Origin of the sequence: Fictibacillus nanhaiensis (genome assembly GCF_023715445.1) — a bacterium.
GTDB lineage: Bacteria > Bacillota > Bacilli > Bacillales > Fictibacillaceae > Fictibacillus > Fictibacillus nanhaiensis_D.
In genome coordinates this window covers 1,110,023-1,128,471 of record NZ_JAMBOD010000001.1, presented here as the reverse complement: position 1 = coordinate 1,128,471, position 18,449 = coordinate 1,110,023, and the positions used below count along the sequence as shown (strand labels likewise).

General features: G+C 36.8%; 18 protein-coding genes. 15 read left to right on the top strand and 3 right to left on the bottom strand.

Features of this window, described 5'->3' with window-relative positions; translation table 11 throughout:
- The first annotated feature begins 21 nt into the window (after positions 1-21).
- From M3196_RS05770 to M3196_RS05750, 5 genes are all read left to right on the top strand, one after another.
- Positions 22-1,656: a peptide ABC transporter substrate-binding protein gene (locus M3196_RS05770; RefSeq protein ID WP_251321260.1), complete on the top strand. Its 1,635-nt coding sequence runs from the start codon at positions 22-24 to the stop codon at positions 1,654-1,656.
- A gap of 63 nt (positions 1,657-1,719) precedes the next feature.
- The gene (locus M3196_RS05765; RefSeq protein WP_251321259.1) at positions 1,720-2,646 is read left to right on the top strand and encodes an ABC transporter permease; all 927 of its coding nucleotides are present in this window, start codon (positions 1,720-1,722) and stop codon (positions 2,644-2,646) included.
- Between the two features lies 1 nt (position 2,647).
- On the top strand, positions 2,648-3,568 hold the full coding sequence (locus M3196_RS05760) for an ABC transporter permease (protein ID WP_251321258.1): 921 nt from the start codon (positions 2,648-2,650) through the stop codon (positions 3,566-3,568).
- 8 nt (positions 3,569-3,576) lie between these two features.
- Positions 3,577-4,599 (top strand): ABC transporter ATP-binding protein, encoded by a 1,023-nt coding sequence (locus M3196_RS05755; RefSeq protein WP_251321257.1) that lies wholly within the window; start codon positions 3,577-3,579, stop codon positions 4,597-4,599.
- Positions 4,600-4,636: 37 nt separating this feature from the next.
- Positions 4,637-4,963, top strand: a complete 327-nt coding sequence (locus M3196_RS05750) for a metal-sensing transcriptional repressor (RefSeq protein ID WP_251321738.1) — start codon at positions 4,637-4,639, stop codon at positions 4,961-4,963.
- Positions 4,964-4,999: 36 nt separating this feature from the next.
- Here M3196_RS05750 and M3196_RS05745 read toward each other — a convergent pair whose 3' ends face one another.
- Complete coding sequence (locus M3196_RS05745; protein WP_251321256.1) at positions 5,000-5,944, bottom strand: cupredoxin domain-containing protein; 945 nt, start codon at positions 5,942-5,944, stop codon at positions 5,000-5,002.
- A 184-nt stretch (positions 5,945-6,128) separates the two neighbouring features.
- On the opposite strand from M3196_RS05745, the gene M3196_RS05740 reads away from it, so the two are divergent.
- The 9 genes from M3196_RS05740 (at position 6,129) to M3196_RS05700 (ending at position 14,971) form a co-directional block, all read left to right on the top strand.
- Entirely contained in the window at positions 6,129-6,461 is a 333-nt protein-coding gene (locus tag M3196_RS05740; RefSeq protein ID WP_251321255.1) for a metal-sensitive transcriptional regulator, read from the top strand.
- A 15-nt stretch (positions 6,462-6,476) separates the two neighbouring features.
- Complete coding sequence (gene copZ, locus M3196_RS05735) at positions 6,477-6,683, top strand: copper chaperone CopZ (protein WP_251321254.1); 207 nt, start codon at positions 6,477-6,479, stop codon at positions 6,681-6,683.
- 79 nt (positions 6,684-6,762) lie between these two features.
- The gene (locus tag M3196_RS05730) at positions 6,763-9,174 is read left to right on the top strand and encodes a heavy metal translocating P-type ATPase (RefSeq protein ID WP_251321253.1); all 2,412 of its coding nucleotides are present in this window, start codon (positions 6,763-6,765) and stop codon (positions 9,172-9,174) included.
- A 12-nt stretch (positions 9,175-9,186) separates the two neighbouring features.
- Positions 9,187-10,050 carry a hypothetical protein gene (locus M3196_RS05725; protein ID WP_251321252.1) on the top strand — a complete coding sequence of 288 codons (864 nt, stop codon included), beginning with the start codon at positions 9,187-9,189 and terminating at the stop codon, positions 10,048-10,050.
- A 40-nt stretch (positions 10,051-10,090) separates the two neighbouring features.
- Positions 10,091-10,423 (top strand): (2Fe-2S) ferredoxin domain-containing protein, encoded by a 333-nt coding sequence (locus M3196_RS05720; protein ID WP_251321251.1) that lies wholly within the window; start codon positions 10,091-10,093, stop codon positions 10,421-10,423.
- Between the two features lie 28 nt (positions 10,424-10,451).
- The gene (locus M3196_RS05715) at positions 10,452-10,655 is read left to right on the top strand and encodes a hypothetical protein (protein WP_251321250.1); all 204 of its coding nucleotides are present in this window, start codon (positions 10,452-10,454) and stop codon (positions 10,653-10,655) included.
- A 158-nt stretch (positions 10,656-10,813) separates the two neighbouring features.
- Positions 10,814-12,406 (top strand): multicopper oxidase family protein, encoded by a 1,593-nt coding sequence (locus M3196_RS05710; protein ID WP_251321249.1) that lies wholly within the window; start codon positions 10,814-10,816, stop codon positions 12,404-12,406.
- A gap of 50 nt (positions 12,407-12,456) precedes the next feature.
- Complete coding sequence (locus M3196_RS05705; RefSeq protein WP_251321248.1) at positions 12,457-13,395, top strand: F510_1955 family glycosylhydrolase; 939 nt, start codon at positions 12,457-12,459, stop codon at positions 13,393-13,395.
- A 97-nt stretch (positions 13,396-13,492) separates the two neighbouring features.
- Positions 13,493-14,971 (top strand): UDP-N-acetylmuramoyl-L-alanyl-D-glutamate--2,6-diaminopimelate ligase, encoded by a 1,479-nt coding sequence (locus tag M3196_RS05700; protein WP_251321247.1) that lies wholly within the window; start codon positions 13,493-13,495, stop codon positions 14,969-14,971.
- A 41-nt stretch (positions 14,972-15,012) separates the two neighbouring features.
- Here M3196_RS05700 and M3196_RS05695 read toward each other — a convergent pair whose 3' ends face one another.
- Both M3196_RS05695 and M3196_RS05690 read right to left on the bottom strand, forming a co-directional pair.
- On the bottom strand, positions 15,013-16,236 hold the full coding sequence (locus tag M3196_RS05695; protein WP_251321246.1) for an APC family permease: 1,224 nt from the start codon (positions 16,234-16,236) through the stop codon (positions 15,013-15,015).
- Between the two features lie 185 nt (positions 16,237-16,421).
- Positions 16,422-16,748: a four-helix bundle copper-binding protein gene (locus tag M3196_RS05690; RefSeq protein ID WP_251321245.1), complete on the bottom strand. Its 327-nt coding sequence runs from the start codon at positions 16,746-16,748 to the stop codon at positions 16,422-16,424.
- Between the two features lie 202 nt (positions 16,749-16,950).
- Between M3196_RS05690 and M3196_RS05685 the strand changes: the two genes are divergently transcribed.
- A complete protein-coding gene (locus M3196_RS05685) occupies positions 16,951-18,153 on the top strand; it encodes a D-alanyl-D-alanine carboxypeptidase family protein (protein ID WP_251321244.1) in 1,203 nt (400 codons plus the stop codon).
- The last annotated feature ends 296 nt before the right edge of the window (positions 18,154-18,449 follow it).

Here is an 18,449-nt window from a genome sequence, read left to right as displayed (position 1 = left end):
AAGATTATGGGAGGCATGGGGATGAAAAAAAGGTTAAGTATATTCTTTTCATTTATTTTACTTGTAAGTCTTATTTTAAGCGGTTGCAGCAGTAAGGGGATTGAAGAAGAACCGGCTGCAGGAAAAAGTGAAACCAAAAAAGAACAAAAACTAACCATCAATGCCATATCAGAACCTCCTAGTCTAGATCCGGCGTTAATTGATAATCAGATCGCGGGAGACATCAGTAACCAATTATTCGAAGGTTTAGTCAGGTTGGATGAAAAAGGGAATGTCGTAGCTGGAGTTGCCGAGTCATGGGATATCTCTGATGATAAAACGGTCTATACTTTTCATCTAAATAAAAACGCTAAATGGTCGAACGGAGATCCAGTAACAGCGGAAGACTTCATCTTTTCGTGGGAACGAGTACTGAATCCAGAAGTAGCTGCACCTCTAGGAAGCAATCTGTTCTTCATCAAAAACGGTGCTGCATATAATGAAGGGACAGTAAAAGATTTTAATGAAGTTGGTATAAAAGCCCCCGATGAACAAACATTAGAAATAACACTCGAAAGACCAACATCCTTCTTTTTAGAACTGACATCTTTTTTCACATTATTGCCTGTGAACAAAAAGGTAGCAGAAGCAAATGATAAATGGGCGACGGATGCAAAAACATTCGTATCAAATGGCCCGTTTCAACTTAAAGAATGGAAACACGATCAAGAGCTAGTGATGGTCCCGAATGAGAATTACTGGGCAAAAGAGGTCGTGAAGCTAGACGAACTGAAATGGGTGATGGTAAACGATCAAAACACCGAATATGGTATGTACAAATCAGGTGAGATCGCTGTTGCTGAACAGATACCAAACTCCATCAAGAGCCAGCTCATTCAGAGCGGTGACGCGGAAAAGCTACCAAGTGCAAGCGTAGCCTACTTGCGATTTAATCATGAGAACAAGGTATTCAGTAATCCTAAAATAAGAAAAGCACTGAGTATGGCACTGGATAGACAACTAATTGTAGATAAAGTAACTCAAGGAGGAGAAACGCCTGCGTTCTCATTCATACCGAACGGTTTAGGAAATGGTGTGGGAGAGTTCAGAGAGCAAGCAGGAGATTCACTCTTTAAGGACAAATCGGTTGAAGAGGCAAAACAGCTATTAGAAGAAGGAAAGGATGAGTTAGGGTTAAGCAGTCTGCCAAAGGTAACCCTATTATTCTACACAAGCGATCTATACAATCAATTAACTCAAGCGATGCAAGAAATGTGGAAGAAGAATCTAGGTTTAGAAGTCGAGCTTAAAACGATGGAGAGAAAAGTGTTCGTTCAAAATGTTCAAAAAGGAGATTACGAGTTAGCCATCTATAGCACTGGTGCAGACTATAATGATGCTCAGAACCTGCTTGGTCAGTTTACAACAGGAGATGTCTATAACTATAGTAAAATCTCAATTCCGGCATATGATGAATTGGTTAAGAAAGTAGATACCGAACTCGATCTAAACAAGCGGGCTGAATACATGCAAGAAGCCGAAAAAGTATTATTAGAAGACATGGCGATCGCTCCACTTTACTTTAACAACAAAGTCTATCTGCAACAAGATAATGTGAAAAATGTTCACCGTTACATTATACAAGCGGTCGATTATCGGGAAGCATTTGTTGAATAAAGAAATATGATCTGACAGAGGGAAATCATTTTGGTTTTCCTCTTTCTTTCAAGGAGGTAAGCTATGATTTTCTATATTCTTAAACGTATTACGACCGCACTCCTTGCGTTGTTTGTCATCGCCACCTTAACTTTTGTGTTAATGAATTTGATTCCAGGTGACCCATTCACAAATGAAAAAAGCGTTCCTGAACAAGTACTTAAAAACCTGAGGGCTCACTATGGCCTTGATCAACCGCTTATCATCCAGTATTTCAAATACATGGCAGGAATTATGACTTTAGATTTTGGACCTTCGATTACATCGGATACACGTACAGTCAATGAACTAATATTAAGCGGGTTTCCTGTTTCGGCGGTACTGGGCATACAAGCACTGGTAATCGCAGTTGTCTTCGGTATGACTTTAGGTATTATAGCCGCGATCAAACATAATGGCTGGTTAGATTATATATCGATGGTTATAGCCATTTTAGGCTTGTCAGTTCCGAGTTTTGTATTATCAACTGTTCTGATCAATTACTTTGCAATAAAGCTTGAATGGCTCCCAGTCGCTACTTGGGGTACGTGGAGACATACTGTTCTTCCAAGCTTAGCGTTGGCAGTTGGACCGTTAGCTTACATAGCTAGACTAACAAGGTCGAGCATATTAGAAGTTCTTTCATCAGATTACGTTCAAACGGCAGTAGCGAAGGGTGTAACGGGTTCTCGGCTAATCTTTCGCCATATATTAAGAAACGCATTGATACCGGTTGTTACTGTACTCGGCCCTATCTCAGCTGGAATCTTAACTGGGAGTTTTGTGATCGAACAAATATTTGGTATTCCTGGGATAGGAAAATACTTTGTTCAATCTATTTCCGATCGGGACTATCCGGTCATCTTAGGTACAACTATATTTTACAGTGCAATATTAATACTTTTCATCTTAATAATCGATCTAACTTATGGATTCTTAGATCCTCGAATCAAACTAGCGAGGAGGAGATAATATGGAAGCACTAAACAAGAAGACGTTCCATTTTAAAGAAAAAAACGTTCAAAAGATCGAAGAAACCAACGTCCAACCTTTTTCACAGTTTAAGGAAACATTATATTATCTAACCAAGAACAAACTCGCTATTGTTGGGCTGATCATCATCTTATTGTTAATCGTTATGGCTGTGATTGGTCCTAAGTTAGTGTCTTATTCATATTCTGACCAATCCTTGCTAGAATCCAATCAACCACCATCAATAGAGCATTGGTTTGGAACAGACCAATTAGGAAGAGATATCTTTGCGCGAACATGGACGGGAGCAAGGATTAGTTTATTTATAGGGATAATGGCTGTTTTCATCGACCTTATAGTCGGAATTATCATTGGTGGGATAGCAGGATTAAAAGGCGGTAAAACCGATGAGATTCTCATGCGTCTAGTTGATATCCTTTATGGGCTGCCCCATCTCTTGGTTACCATCCTATTAATGGTTGTATTAAAACCCGGTCTTACCACGATCATCTTAGCTATGGCAGCAACAGGGTGGATTGGAATCGCAAGGCTTGTCAGAGGACAGATCCTGCAACTAAAAGAATGCGAATACGTCATGGCCTCACAAGTGCTGGGAGCTGGATTTTATAAGATACTGTTTAAGCACCTCCTTCCAAATACACTTGGGCCTATCATTGTTGCTATGACTCTATCCGTTCCAGGAGCTATCTTTGCTGAAGCCACTTTAAGCTTCTTAGGATTAGGAGTACCCGTTCCTCTTGCTAGCTGGGGAACAATGACATCAGAAGCACTTGTTACATTATTAACGGGTCACTTATGGATATTATTTTTTCCTGCATTCTTCATTTCGTTAACGATGTTTGCTTTCAATGTGGTCGGAGATGGATTAAGAGATGCATTAGATCCTAAAATGAGAACGTAGGTGAGTAGATGACAAATCTTTTAGAGGTGAGCAACCTTCATGTCGAGTTTTACGCAAAAAAGAAAACAATAAATGCCTTGAGAGGAGTTTCTTTTAGTTTAGGAAAAGAAGAAGTGCTAGCGATCGTTGGCGAGTCTGGCAGCGGGAAGTCCGTGACTGCCAAAAGTATACTTAAACTACTACCGCCACAAAACGCTAAAATAGTTGATGGATCCATCCTTTATAAAGAAACTGAACTAACCCAGCTTTCAAAGAAAGAAATGGTCAAATACCGCGGCAAAAAAATTGCAATGGTATTCCAGGACCCTATGACCTCATTAAACCCGACCATGAGAATTGGTGAGCAGATCGCAGAAGGATTAATAGTTCACGATAAGTTACCGAAAAAAGAAGTGTGGGAAAAAGTTCATAGGATGCTCAAACTTGTTGGAATTCCAGAACCAGAATACAATAGTAGAAAGTATCCTCACGAACTAAGCGGTGGTATGCGCCAAAGGGTAGGCATTGCCATGGCGCTCATCTGTGAACCGTCCATTCTCATAGCAGATGAGCCTACAACAGCATTAGATGTATCCATCCAAGCTCAAATAATCGAACTGTTAAAAGAGTTACAGCCGAAGTTGAATATGTCCATCATACTGATCACTCATGATTTAGGCATCGTGGCAAACATGGCAGATAGAATATTAGTCATGTATGCTGGTGAAATAGTAGAGAGCGGAACAGTTAATGAGATCTTCTACAAATCAAGACACCCCTATACATGGGGACTTTTACAATCAATCCCGGATGTTGACAGTAAAAAGCCGTTAAAAGGAATAGATGGATCCCCTCCAGATTTATCGCAACTAACAAAAGGTTGCTCTTTTGCAGCTAGATGTCCATATGTACTAGATGTTTGTGAAGAAGAAAAACCAACTTCTTTTATAATCGATAAAGGTCATCATGCCTCATGTTGGCTGAATGACGAAAGAGCTCCTATGGTGGAAAGTCCTTTAACTTTTAAAAATAAAGAGAAAAAGATTATGTAAAAAACACAGAGGTGAAAAGATGGCACTAGAAAACGTTATGGAAGAACAACACGGTTGCTGTGATTCAACTGCTGCAGAAGAAAAACATACAACTAGATCACAAAAAGAAAAAGAAGAATTGTTGAATCGATTGAAGCGAATTGAAGGTCAAGTACGAGGCATTCAGAACATGATTCACGATGAACGTTATTGTATAGATATTATCGTTCAATTAAGTGCGATCAATGCAGCTGTAAAAAAAGTGGGTTTCAACTTATTAGAAACTCATACACACCATTGTGTTACGGATGCTATTAATTCAAACCAAGGTACTGAAGCTGTAAGTGAGCTGATGAAGGTGATCCATCAATTTACAAAATCATAAACAAATTAAAACCCTCCATTCCAGAGGGTTTTTTCTTCATGAAACTTTTATTTTCCCGATCATCCCTGATTCTTTGTGTCCCGGGATTGTACAATAGTAAGTATAAACACCTGATTCTTTAGGAATGAACGATACCTGGTTGGATCCATTTGGTTCAACATGTAGATGAAAGACAGAATCATCTTCTTTTGTCATAGTATGCTCATGTTTCGAGTGAGTGTTCGATGTTACTAGATTCTCGAATGAAAAAGGAGAAATTTCAATATCATGTTCTACTGAATCATCATTTAATAATGTTAAGAGTACTTTTTGATCTCTTTTTAAACTGACATTTGATGAAAGGTATCTATAATCTTTTATTTCTACCTTCCAGTTGAAAACTTCTTCCGGTTCAAGTTGTTTCATTTCCTTCTTATCAGCTGATGAAGATGAATGCTGTTCATGCTGCTTTGCTGCGTTTCCATGAGGTTTAATAATATCATCAGGAAATTTTAAAAAAACCATAAACAGCACTGCGCATCCAAAAAGCATGATGAGATTGAAGTATCTTTCAAGATGAGACTTAAGTGTTTCGGATAAGAATTGTAGAATACATAAAATTGTTATTCCCACCGTGAGTAAGATTCCTATCATTATCAAAATCTGAGCTTGTTTTGAACTTAACATCACTGTTAACATAGCTCCCATCATCCCGGCCATTATACCAGAAAAAAGTCCTTCGACCATCAGATGAAAATGGAGTTTAGATCCAATTAATAAACCTGCTAGACCACTTAATAAAATTGAGAATAGTGTGGCATACAGCAGATTATCATTATAGTACACCCCTAAATAAAATCCAGCGGTTAAACCCATACTCATAGTGTAAGCCATTACGTATACCATATTGTTCATTAAGGAATCTTTAGCTTTATAAAAAAAAGAAGATAGAAAAACTAAAGCAGTGCAAATCACTAACACCCCTAAAATGTAAATTGACATTTAAGCCCTCCTTGTCCATTCCTTCTTTCTAAGTTATGAGAGGAAGATATCGATTTATGCAGGTTCATTGCAAACTCGATAAAAAATGCACATTTTATATGAAATAAATAATAAAATTTAAAATTAGGCTTTACATAGGGTAGGGGGGTATAGTAATATTAAAATAAATAAAGGAGGTTATCTGATGGAAATAGTTAAACCAGATGATCTAAATAATAATCAATGTTGTGATACGAATGAACGGAAGAGTCATCATTCAGATAAAATAAAGAGCAATTTGATTACACGTTTGAATCGGATAGAAGGGCAAATTCGAGGTGTTAAAGGATTGATTGATCGCGATACTTACTGTGACGACGTTATCACTCAAATTTCAGCTATTCAATCAGCATTAAATAGTGTAGGTAAGATATTACTTGAAGGCCATTTGAAAAGTTGTGTTGTGGAAAGAATCCAAGAAGGCGATGAAGAAGTGCTCGATGAACTGCTTGTTACTGTAAAAAAATTAATGAAATAATAGGGAGAGATAATTTTGGAAAAAATCACATTAAAAGTAGAAGGCATGTCTTGTAACCACTGTGTAAATGCTATTGAAGGAAGCGTTGGAAAGTTAGACGGTGTCTCATATACAAAAGTAAACCTTCAAGAAGGTAACGTTGAGGTAGAATATGATTCTTCAAAAGTAAACTTGGATAAGATTAAAGAGACGATCGATGATCAAGGTTACGATGTAAAATAAATCGCGTGCTTATCATAGCACGCTCTCTTTTCAGCTTAAATATACCCCGTATAGGTATATGGAAGGGATGATGAAAACCATGAGTAAAAAAGAAACGACATTGCAAATATCAGGTATGACTTGTGCTGCCTGTGCAATAAGAATTGAAAAAGGTTTGAACAAGTTGGAAGGGGTCGAGAAAGCAGGTGTAAACCTTGCTCTTGAAAAATCTACAGTTTCTTATGACCCGAATCTCATAAAAGTCTCTGACATCGAGAAAAAAATTCAAGACCTTGGTTATGGAGTCGTAACCGAAAAGGCAGAGTTTAACCTGACAGGTATGACATGTGCTGCTTGTGCCACAAGGATTGAAAAGGGATTGAATAAACTTCCTGGTGTAGTAAAAGCCAACATCAACTTAGCTCTGGAAACAGGTACTGTTCAATATAACCCTTCTGAAGTATCCGTTTCCGATATGATTAAAAAGGTAGAACAATTAGGATATGGAGCATCCCTAAAGGACGAAAGCAACAAAGAATCTGTTGATCACAGGGCGATTGAGATCGAAAAGCAAAAAGGGAAATTCATCTTTTCTGTCATCCTCTCTTTCCCTTTATTGTGGGCGATGGTCAGTCATTTTGAGTTTACATCTTTTATCTATCTGCCTGATATGTTCATGAATCCTTGGGTTCAATTGGCACTCGCGACACCTGTACAGTTTGTTGTAGGGAAACAATTTTATGTAGGAGCATATAAAGCACTTCGGAATAGAAGTGCGAACATGGATGTACTCGTAGCACTTGGAACTTCTGCAGCTTATTTTTATAGCCTGTATCTATCAATCCTTTCCATCGGTACCAATCAAGGGATGGTGGAGATGTATTTTGAAACATCGGCAGTTTTAATTACGCTTATCGTTTTGGGAAAACTTTTCGAAGCAAAAGCAAAAGGCCGTTCCTCAGAAGCGATTAAGAAACTGATGGGACTGCAAGCTAAGACAGCTATCGTGGTTCGTGATGGTAAAGAAATCGAAATAGCGATAGAAGAAGTGGAAGCCGGTGATATCGTATATGTAAAACCAGGTGATAAAGTACCGGTCGATGGTGAAATCATCGAAGGGCGTTCAGCTTTAGATGAATCGATGCTGACAGGTGAGAGTGTACCTGTCGATAAGACAGTGGGGGATACCGTAATCGGTGCAACCATTAATAAAAACGGCTTCCTAAAAATAAAGGCAACAAAAGTAGGGAAAGATACGGCCCTGGCTCAAATCATAAAAGTCGTTGAGGAAGCACAAGGTTCAAAAGCGCCGATCCAGCGTCTAGCTGACCAAATCTCTGGTGTATTCGTGCCTATAGTTGTAGGCATCGCTGTTCTTACCTTCATTATCTGGTTTGTTTGGGTAAGTCCCGGAGAATTTGCTGTTGCACTTGAAAAATTGATTGCTGTACTAGTTATAGCTTGTCCTTGTGCACTTGGTTTAGCGACTCCAACTTCAATCATGGCAGGCTCTGGCCGCTCCGCTGAGTTTGGTATTTTATTTAAAGGTGGAGAACATTTAGAAACAACTCATCGAATCGATACTGTAATCTTAGATAAAACAGGTACGGTTACAAACGGTACTCCAGAACTTACAGATATCATTGTGGAACCATCATTCAGTGAAGAAGAAGTGTTAAAACTTGTCGGATCAGCTGAAAAAAATTCTGAACATCCTTTAGCACAAGCTATCGTAGAAGGGATTACCGATAAAGGAATCCAGTTATCCGATTCAGAAGATTTTGATGCTATCCCTGGTTTTGGTATCAAAGCCGTAGTGGAGGGGAAAACACTCTTTATCGGTACACGAAAATTAATGAAAGAAAACAACATTATCATCAATGATACTGATAATCAGATGGAGGAACTTGAAAGATCCGGTAAAACGGCGATGCTTGTGGCGATAGACGGAGTATATGCAGGCATAATTGCCGTAGCCGATACGATCAAAGAAACATCAAAAGATGCCATTTCCCGATTAAAAGAAATGAATCTTAAAGTCATTATGATTACGGGAGATAATCAGCAAACAGCTAAATACATTGCTAAACAAGTGGGAATTGATCATGTCATCGCTGAAGTTCTTCCTGAAGGAAAAGCAGATGAGGTGAAAAAGCTCCAGGAGCAAGGAAATAAAGTAGCCATGGTCGGTGACGGAATAAATGATGCTCCAGCTTTAGCCGTTGCAGATATCGGGATGGCGATTGGAACCGGAACCGATGTGGCTATGGAGGCAGCGGATGTTACTTTGATCCGTGGAGATCTGAACAGCATTGCAGATGCCATCTACATGAGTAAAAAGACAATACGAAACATCAAACAAAACCTTTTTTGGGCTTTTGCTTATAACGTGCTAGGCATCCCTGTTGCAGCACTAGGATTTCTGGCACCATGGCTTGCAGGCGCTGCGATGGCATTCAGTTCTGTATCAGTAGTTCTAAATGCACTTCGATTACAAAAGGTAAAACTGTAGGGAGGGGATTTTATGAAGGACAATATCGTTTTAAGGTGGACATTGTCGGCTGTGTTGATACTCGTTATAGTGATTGGGAGCTATTCCGTATATGCAAAATATGCAGAACCATCGACTAGTGAACATGCAGGTCATGATGGAGAACAGAAGACAACTGATTCATCTGATACAAAAGATAATGAAAAGCACGATGATGGTCATGGTGATCATGGTGAGGATCAAGGCGATGTATCAAAAAATAGTGATATTACTCCAACTCTACATTTCGAAAACAATCTAATTCATATTGAATTGAAAGATAAAGAGGGGAACCCAGTAGAGGAATTAGAGATCAATCATGAGAAACTGATGCACTTGATCATTGTGAATGATGATCTGCAGCAGTATTATCACCTTCATCCAGAGAATAAAGGCAAAGGTGTGTTCGCGATACAGCACGAACTTAAAGATGGTCACTATAAAGCGTTTGTTGATATCAAACCAAAAGATAAAAATTACGTAGTCCAGCCTTTGTCTTTTGAGGCTGGAAACGGTGATGCTCATGGTGGACACGAAACCATAAAACCAGATGCCGCTTTCACAAAAACAGTTAATGGTCATACAGTGACAATGAGTCCAAACATCTTTAAATCGAACAAAGAGATTGTTCTAGATTTTGATTTGAAGAACGTAAAACCTGAGGCATACCTTGGTGCGCTTGGTCATGTCGTCATTCTAGACGAAGGTGGAGATAAGTATGTTCACGTCCACCCTCTATCGGAAACAGATACAAAGTTTGCCACAAAATTTGACCAGCCAGGCATCTATAAAATTTGGGGTGAATTTAAGATAAATGGAAAAGTAAATGTGTATCCATTTGTTGTAGAAGTAAAATAAATTTTTCGTTCGATCTCTCGGAAACGAGGTGAAGTATTTTATGGAACTATCTGGCGTTTCAAAACACGTGTTATTGTGTAACGGAGTTAGCTGCATCAAAAATGGAGCTGAGAAAGTTACGGATGCCGTCCGAAAAGAAATTAAAGATCAAGGGTTATTAAACAAAATTCATACTACTAAAACCTTATGCAACGGAAGATGTAAAGAGGGTCCGACAGTCGTAGTCTACCCTGAGGGGGACTGGTATAAAGAGATGACTTCTGAAAAGGGAAAACAACTGATCGATAAGATTAAGTCTGATCAAAGGATAGATGACGCTCTAGCTTATACGTATGACGGTAAGTCATTTGCGAGATTTCAGGATAATAAATAAAATACTTTATTCATCGGAGGAGCAGTTGATGGTTATCCAGCCGAACATGTCTGTAGTGGATATCGTTAAGGTATGGCAAGATACTAGTGAAGTTTTTGAAAGGTTTAATATATCCTTAAATAATGGTGAAAAACTACATTCAGTAGTGAATGAAAGAACTCTAACTATTTTATTAGATGAGTTAAATAGAAGAGTAAATAGTTCTAAGATGACCTGCATCAAAGGTGGATGAAGGATTTCTATTAAAGAGTAGGTTACTCTTTATGAAAAGTACCGATTTATTGTTCGGTACTTTTTTTATTTCGTGATTTGAAGAGCTATGAACTTATTAGGTTACTCCATAAAAATTGCACACTTTTTTAGTAGGATTATTCTGAGGAGGGAAAACCAATGAAAAAGCAATGGTTGATTTCTTTAATGTTATTGGTACTCATTTTGGTTATAGCAGGTTGTAGCCAAGAGGTTTCAAAAGATCAATCTAATGAAAATATGGTACAAGCAAAAGAAGAAATTTTAGAAGGTAAAACAATAAAAGAGTTCTCTATTACTGCCAAAAAAGAGAATTGGGAATTGAAGTCCGGTAAGTCGATTGAAGCTTGGACTTATAATGGAAGTGTCCCTGGACAAGAAATTAGAGTAAAAGAAGGTGAAGGGGTAAAGGTTACAATCAAGAATGAACTTCCGAAGCCTGTGAGTATACATTGGCACGGAGTCCCTCTATCGAATACACAAGATGGTATTCCCGGAGTAACACAAGATGCTATTGAAACGGGCAAGGAGTATACGTATAAGTTTGTCGCAGATACCCCAGGAACGTATTGGTATCATAGCCATCAAGACAGCGTAAATCAAGTTGATAAGGGGTTATACGGTGTCTTTATTGTTGAATCTAAAGATGATGAACAGTATGATCGAGATTATTCACTTGTTTTAGACGAATGGGAGTCCAATCCACAGCAAGAATCCGAGGAAATGGATGGTATGGATCACTCAAACATGGATATGAATGAGTCAGATACAGAAGATATGGAAGGTATGGATCATTCCAATATGGACATGGGGGATAAGAAAAACAAAGACAGCAAATCTTCCGATAACGGTTCAATGGAAGGTATGAATCATGATATGTCTTCTTATGATATTTATACGATAAACGGTAAGTCCTATGATAAAAGTAAACCGCTCATAGCGAAAAAAGGAGAAAAAGTAAAACTCCGATTTGTAAATGCCGGATATATGGCTCATAAAATTCATATTCCATTGAATTTTAAGGTAACGAATGTTGATGGACAGCCAGTCAATCAACCAATCGAACAAGAAAATAAGTTACTTGAAGTTGCACCTGGTGAAAGGTATGATATAGAGTTCATTGCAACAGGTGAAAACGTAACGATCGATTGCCATGGTGAGATGGATGCATCCAAAGACATGAGGATTAATATCCAAGCCGAAGAAGAGGCGGTGCAGACTGTTGCCCACAAAAAAGATGCGGGCATGGTGAAACCAGGTGAGTTTGGTAAAGAGAGTAAAGGGAATTTCTCATTAAACGATTCTTTTGATGTAGAATACAAAATGGACCTTGCTACTGATATGGATTCCGGAGAGATGAAGTACACCATAAACGGGAATGCTTATCCTAAGACTGAAAATATAAAGGTGGATAAGGGTGATAAAGTCAAAGTCACTTTAACAAACAAAAGTATGGATAAATCTGATCACCCTATGCATCTACATGGCCATTTCTTTCAAGCGTTAAGTAAGAATGGAAAACCTGTAGAAGGAGCACCATTAATGAAAGATACCTTAAATGTTAAGCCTGGAGAAACATATGAAGTTGCATTCGTAGCTGATAACCCAGGTAATTGGATGTTCCACTGTCATGATTTACATCATGCCTCAGCTGGTATGATGACTATGGTGAAATATAATAACTTCAAACCTTTTTACAAGGATGAAGGTAAAGTAAATAATATTTCAGAATGAAAAACCTCGCCATGAGGTTTTTCTCTTTGTTTATGAAGGAGAGGTAAATTATGGCTAAAAAGAAAAAAACGACAAAAAAGCCATTTAAAGTTAAGGTTATTTTTATTAGTGCAGCGATTAGCTTAGCTGTGGTTTTGATATTTTTATTAACATTCACTGATGAACAATCACATGTAACATTCACGGATATCCATGGGGTCGGGTATTCAAATGATGGGAAAATGATTTTTATTCCTGCACATGATGGAATCAAGCAGTACGATACGATGAACAAACAATGGAAAGCAACACCTGGTGAGAAAAATGATTATATGGGTTTTTCAATGGTGGATGACGGTTTTTATAGCAGCGGTCATCCTGGAAAAGGTTCAGACAAGCCCAACCCATTAGGTATCGTAAGAAGTAAAGAAATCGGTGGGGAGATCGAACTTCTTGGTTTAGAAGGCGAAACGGATTTTCACTTTCTCGCAGCAGGCTACGAAAACCATGTCTTGTATGCTTATACATCAATGGCTAATTCAAAAATGCCATCAGATGGTCTTTATTATTCAAATGACGAAGCTAAATCATGGAATGAAAGAGACTTAACAAAGGTAGAGGGGGAGATCACAGGTATTGCGGTCCATCCTACTGATGCAAATGTCGTTGCGATAAGCACTCAAAATAAGGTTTATCTATCAAGAAATAAGGGTGAAACATTTGAAGAATTGACGAATAGGAAACAAGTTACATCACTTACTTTTACTAATAACAATTCATTATTAGTAGGCGGATTTGAGAACAAAGCGTTCCTTACAGAAATCAATCTAAATAATAGTATGGAAAAAGATATAAGGATTCCAACGTTCGAGGGAGATGCCATAGCTTATTTAGCTAAGAATCCAGTAGATAAAAATATCGTTTTTACTACCTTTAAAAAAGATGTGTATTTAAACAATGGTGAAAGATGGATTAAACTTGTTAATCAAGGAAAAGCAGTTAATAAATAAACGATCTTGTCTTCATCAGATATGATTTTTTCCTTTTTTCTTTGTTCGAAAAAGCTTCATACTTTATTTTTGGTTAAACAAATAAGGAGCAGAATCTATGAAATTAATAAAATTACTTCAAGAATTAAATATATCAATAGATGATTATCCGAATGCGTGCAGGATAGACATAAAAGGGATAAAGTCAAATTCAAAGTTTGTTGAACAAGGAGATTTGTTTGTCGCTATAAATGGATATGAAGTAGATGGTCATGGTTTTATTAAAGATGCAGTCGATTCTGGGGCAGTTGCTATTTTAGGAGAATCAGATTATCAATCAACTGAAATTCCTTATATTAGAGTAAAAGACAGCAGAAAGACACTTGCGAAGCTAGTAAGCTGCTTTTATGGCTATCCCTATAAAAAACACATCATGATAGGTATAACAGGAACGAATGGCAAGACTACCACTGCTTATATGCTTAAGCATATACTAGAACTGCAAGGAAAAACCTGCTCACTAATTGGCACTGTAAATACGATTATTAACAACGAGGTAATTCAATCTAAAAATACGACACCTGATTCGATTGAATTGAACCAACTAATTGCGAAAAGTGATGATGATGTTGTAATCATGGAGGTTTCTTCACACGGTATCGAACAAAATCGTATTGAAGGAATATACTTTGATTTTGCTATATTCACCAATCTAAGTCATGATCATATGGATTATCATAAAGATATGTGGGATTATTTTCAGGTTAAAGCGAGGCTTTTCAATCAGTTAAAACCAACAGGACAGGCTATTATCGCCACTTATACCGATTGGGGAAAAAAGTTAGCCGATAAGTTGACTACATCTAAAACTCTTCTATTCACAATAGGGATTGGTGAGAATAGTTTAATAGTCGAAGAAATACTGCCTTCTTACTTTTCTGAGTTCAAATATAATATAGATGGCAATTCTTATCGAATAAAGTGTACTACACCAGGTGTACATAACGGATGGAACATGATGACTGCGATACTGACTTGTAACAGAATGGGCTATAACATTGATTCCATTCACAATTCATTACAGTCATTCTCAGGTGTCCCGGGTAGATTCGAAACGTTTACGCATCATAATGGGGCTTCCTTTGTCATTGATTATGCACATACTGCTGATGCGATTAAATACTGTTTAGAAATTGCAGAGCGCGAACATGCAGAACAAATCATACATGTTCTTGGTTTTAGAGGTAAAAGAGACGTAACAAAGAGAGATGCTATGATAGATTCTTCTAAAGAATTTAGTCATTTAATAATACTAACACTAGATGATTTAAACGGTGAAGAAGAAAAAGATATGATTTGTTCCTTAAATGAATTAAAAGAAAGATTCCTTGATTATCCTATTGTAGTAATTCCAGATCGAACCCAAGCCATTAGTTTTGCTTGGAGGAAGGTTAATGGAACAAAAGATTGGGTGTTTATTACAGGGAAGGGTCCTGAAAGGTATGAGCAAGTATATGAACTGCCATGTTCATCCGATAAAGAAACTATAATGTATCTACTAAGCAAGGCAAATCATAACAAATGTATACTACCTTAAAATAACAAGAAGCCGACAAATGTCAGCTTCTTTTTCTATCTTTAAGTATTTTGTTTTTCTTCAGTTGAGATTGCACCTAAAAAGAATTTTTCAACTATAAGGATTAGCAGAATAGAAACAATAGCAACTCCAATTAATAGTAAATCAGTTGAGACTTTTATCCAAATGAAAGCAAGCAATACTATAGTGTCAAAGAAAATCGCAAATAATACAATATATGGATTTGCATTAATTTTTTTATGAAGTCTTCGAAACACACCCCAATGAAAAATAATGTCCATAATAAGATAATAAATTGCTCCAAGTGATGCGATTCTGCTAAGATCGAATAAAATAGTAAGAGCCATTGCTATTACAATAGTATAGACTAAAGTGTGTTTCTGGATATTTCCGGGCATGCCAAAATGTTTGTGTGGGATTAGATGCATATCAGTTAACATTGCTAGCATTCGTGATACTGCAAACACACTGGCAATAATTCCTGTAATGGTAGCAATAATCGCTAATCCTACAGTGAACCATAATCCATAAACACCAAAAGCAGGTTTTGCAGCTTCTGCTAATGCATAGTCTTTAGCATTAATTATTTCAGTTATGGAGAGGTTGCTTGCGACGGCCCAAGCAAGTAATACATAAACAATGACACAGATAGAGATTGAAATAATTATAGCGATACCTACGTTTCGATGAGGATTCTTAATCTCTGATCCACTATTGGTTATTGTTGTAAAACCTTTAAAAGCTAATATTGTCAGTGCAATAGCACCAATGTATTCTATTATGGACGGATCAACAGAAGCAGTACTTTCAGCAACATTAAACGAAAAATTTGATACAGATAAGCCGACTATTGAAAAAAGGACTAGCCCCAGAATTTTCAATAAAGATACCAAAGAGGTAAAAGTTTCGATAAACTTATTACTTAAAATATTTATAATAAACGCGATGGCTAAAAGTAAAACCCCTAATAACGGTATCAAATAACCCTCTTGATCCCTATCAAATAGTTGTAGTGTATATGTACCGAAAGTTCTTGCTACAAGACTTTGATTGATCACCATTGAAAAAGCCAATAATAACGAGGCAGAAGCTGTGATAGTTCCTTTACCATATAATTTAACAAAAAACATTCCAATGCCACCAGCAGATGGGAATTTATTACTCATTTTTATGTAAGAATAAGCGCTAAACCCGGTAATGATACCTCCTATAATAAACATTAGAGGAAAGAAAGAACCGGACAATTCTGCAACCTGACCTAACAAAGCAAAGATTCATGCACTTATCATTACGCCAGTCCCTAAACCAACGGCTCCTTTTAAAGTTATACTGTTTTTTTTGTAATCTTCCATAAGTTATTACAACCCCCATTCATTAGTTATTCAATTCATGAGAAACGAAAAAAAGATAGCATTAAGCAAAAGCTTAATGCTAGACTTTAAAACTTTAATTAACTTACCATCCTACGGCAAGCCTCTGCACATTTAAAACAAGCTTCTGCACATCGCTGACAGTGTTCATGATCATGTTTTTTACACTCATTTCCACATGCTTCGCAAACTTGAGCACAAAGGGAACAAATTTCATTTATGAAAGGACTGTTACTGCTCATTGCTGTAGCAGCAAACGAACAGATATCTGCACAGGCTCTATCCAACCTAATACATTCTGCCATCATTTTTACGTCTTCCTCATTTAAACATGCGTCAAAACAATGATTACATTCTTTCATACAGGCCAGACATTCATCAATACATTGTTGGTACGTTTCATGCATGAAAAACTACATCCTTTCGTCTTTAGGGATTTAATTACATAAAAAGTGTACCCAATGAGAGGTCGTATAAACGTATATTACGAAAATCCATAAAAACTGCATAATTACTCTATTATTTATAAAACAGATAAACGGTTACTGCATAAAAAATTCATATTTTAATGGTATACTCCTTTGAACCAACTAATAATGAGGCTTAAATATGAAACTAAAAAAGAAAATACTTGTCACCATCTGTGTACTATTTTTAATAATCCTACTCATGTTTCTCAACCTATTTTCTATTGCAGCAACAAGTAATAATCCAGGTTTGATTTCTAGTGAAACAGCTATTTTAATCGATGGAACCACAGGTGAAGTACTTTTTGAAAAGAATAGTCATAAACCTATGTATCCTGCCAGTATTACTAAAATTTTAACAGCCATAATTGCTATTGAAGAAGGTGATCTGTCAGATAACGTTCTTGTTAGTAAAAAGGCAAGAGATGTTGATGGAACGAGAGTATATCTTGAACCAGGGGAACAAGTACCTTTAAAAAAACTCGTGCAAGGTTTATTAATCAATTCAGGAAACGATGCGGGAGTGGCTATCGCCGAACATATGGCAGGCAGTGTTGAATCGTTTAGTAATGAAATGAATCGGTTCACAAAAGAAAAAATCGGAGTTGATAACAGCACTTTTAAAAATCCTCATGGTTTGTTTGATATTAATCACCAAACAACCGCTTATGATATGGCCATGATTACTAAATATGCTATGAAAAATAAGGAGTTTAGAGAAATCTTCCGAACAAAAGAATTACGTTGGGTTGGAGAAGGCTGGGATACAACTCTTTACAATCATCATAAAATGTTATGGAGATATGAGGGTGTTAATGGCGGCAAAAATGGTTATGTTGATCAATCCGGGACTACATTGGTCACAACGGCGAAACGTGAAGAAACAGAATTAATAGCTGTCGCTTTAAAAGCGAACTCTTCTGAAGCGGCATATTCGGACACCACCAGTTTATTAGATTATGGTTTTACTCATTTTCTGACGCAGAAATTTTCTAAAGATGATCTTACAACAATCCATAGTGCAGAAGGATATAATATTGATAAAAATCTGTTTTTTACAGCAGGGGTAAATATTCCGATTATTTCAGAAGTTAACAAGGATGGTTTATTAGTTATTAAAGACCAAAATGAGAAGGTATTATTAGAGTATTCTTTAACTAAAGAGTTGAAAAAAACGAAAAAAAGTGAAGAAGTTAAAATGGTTAAATTTAGTCCCTTAGTGATAATTACTTATCTTCTGGTAGCACTTTATATTGTTTTTTTACTCGTCATGATTTATTTAATTCGACTGAGAAGCATTAAATCAAGAAGACAAAAATATTCATCATTCAAATATCACCATTAGATAGTTCCAGTATAATTATTAATTACTTAATTTAAAGGAACGCTTTTCAAAATAAGAGGTGTGTGAATATTGGAAAAGGAAAAGGAAATCCTCGAATCGTTTTCTAAATTACTTCCAGAAATGAGAAGTATCTTAGATAACATAAAAAATAAGGAACAGAACAATTTAGATGATATTCTGTTATTAGATGATAAATTGAAAACCCTAGAATCAAAATTAATTCATTTGTTGAAAACGTCGATATCAAGAAAGAATAATTAATTATTAAAACTTTCTTACTAAAATATGGAGGGGAA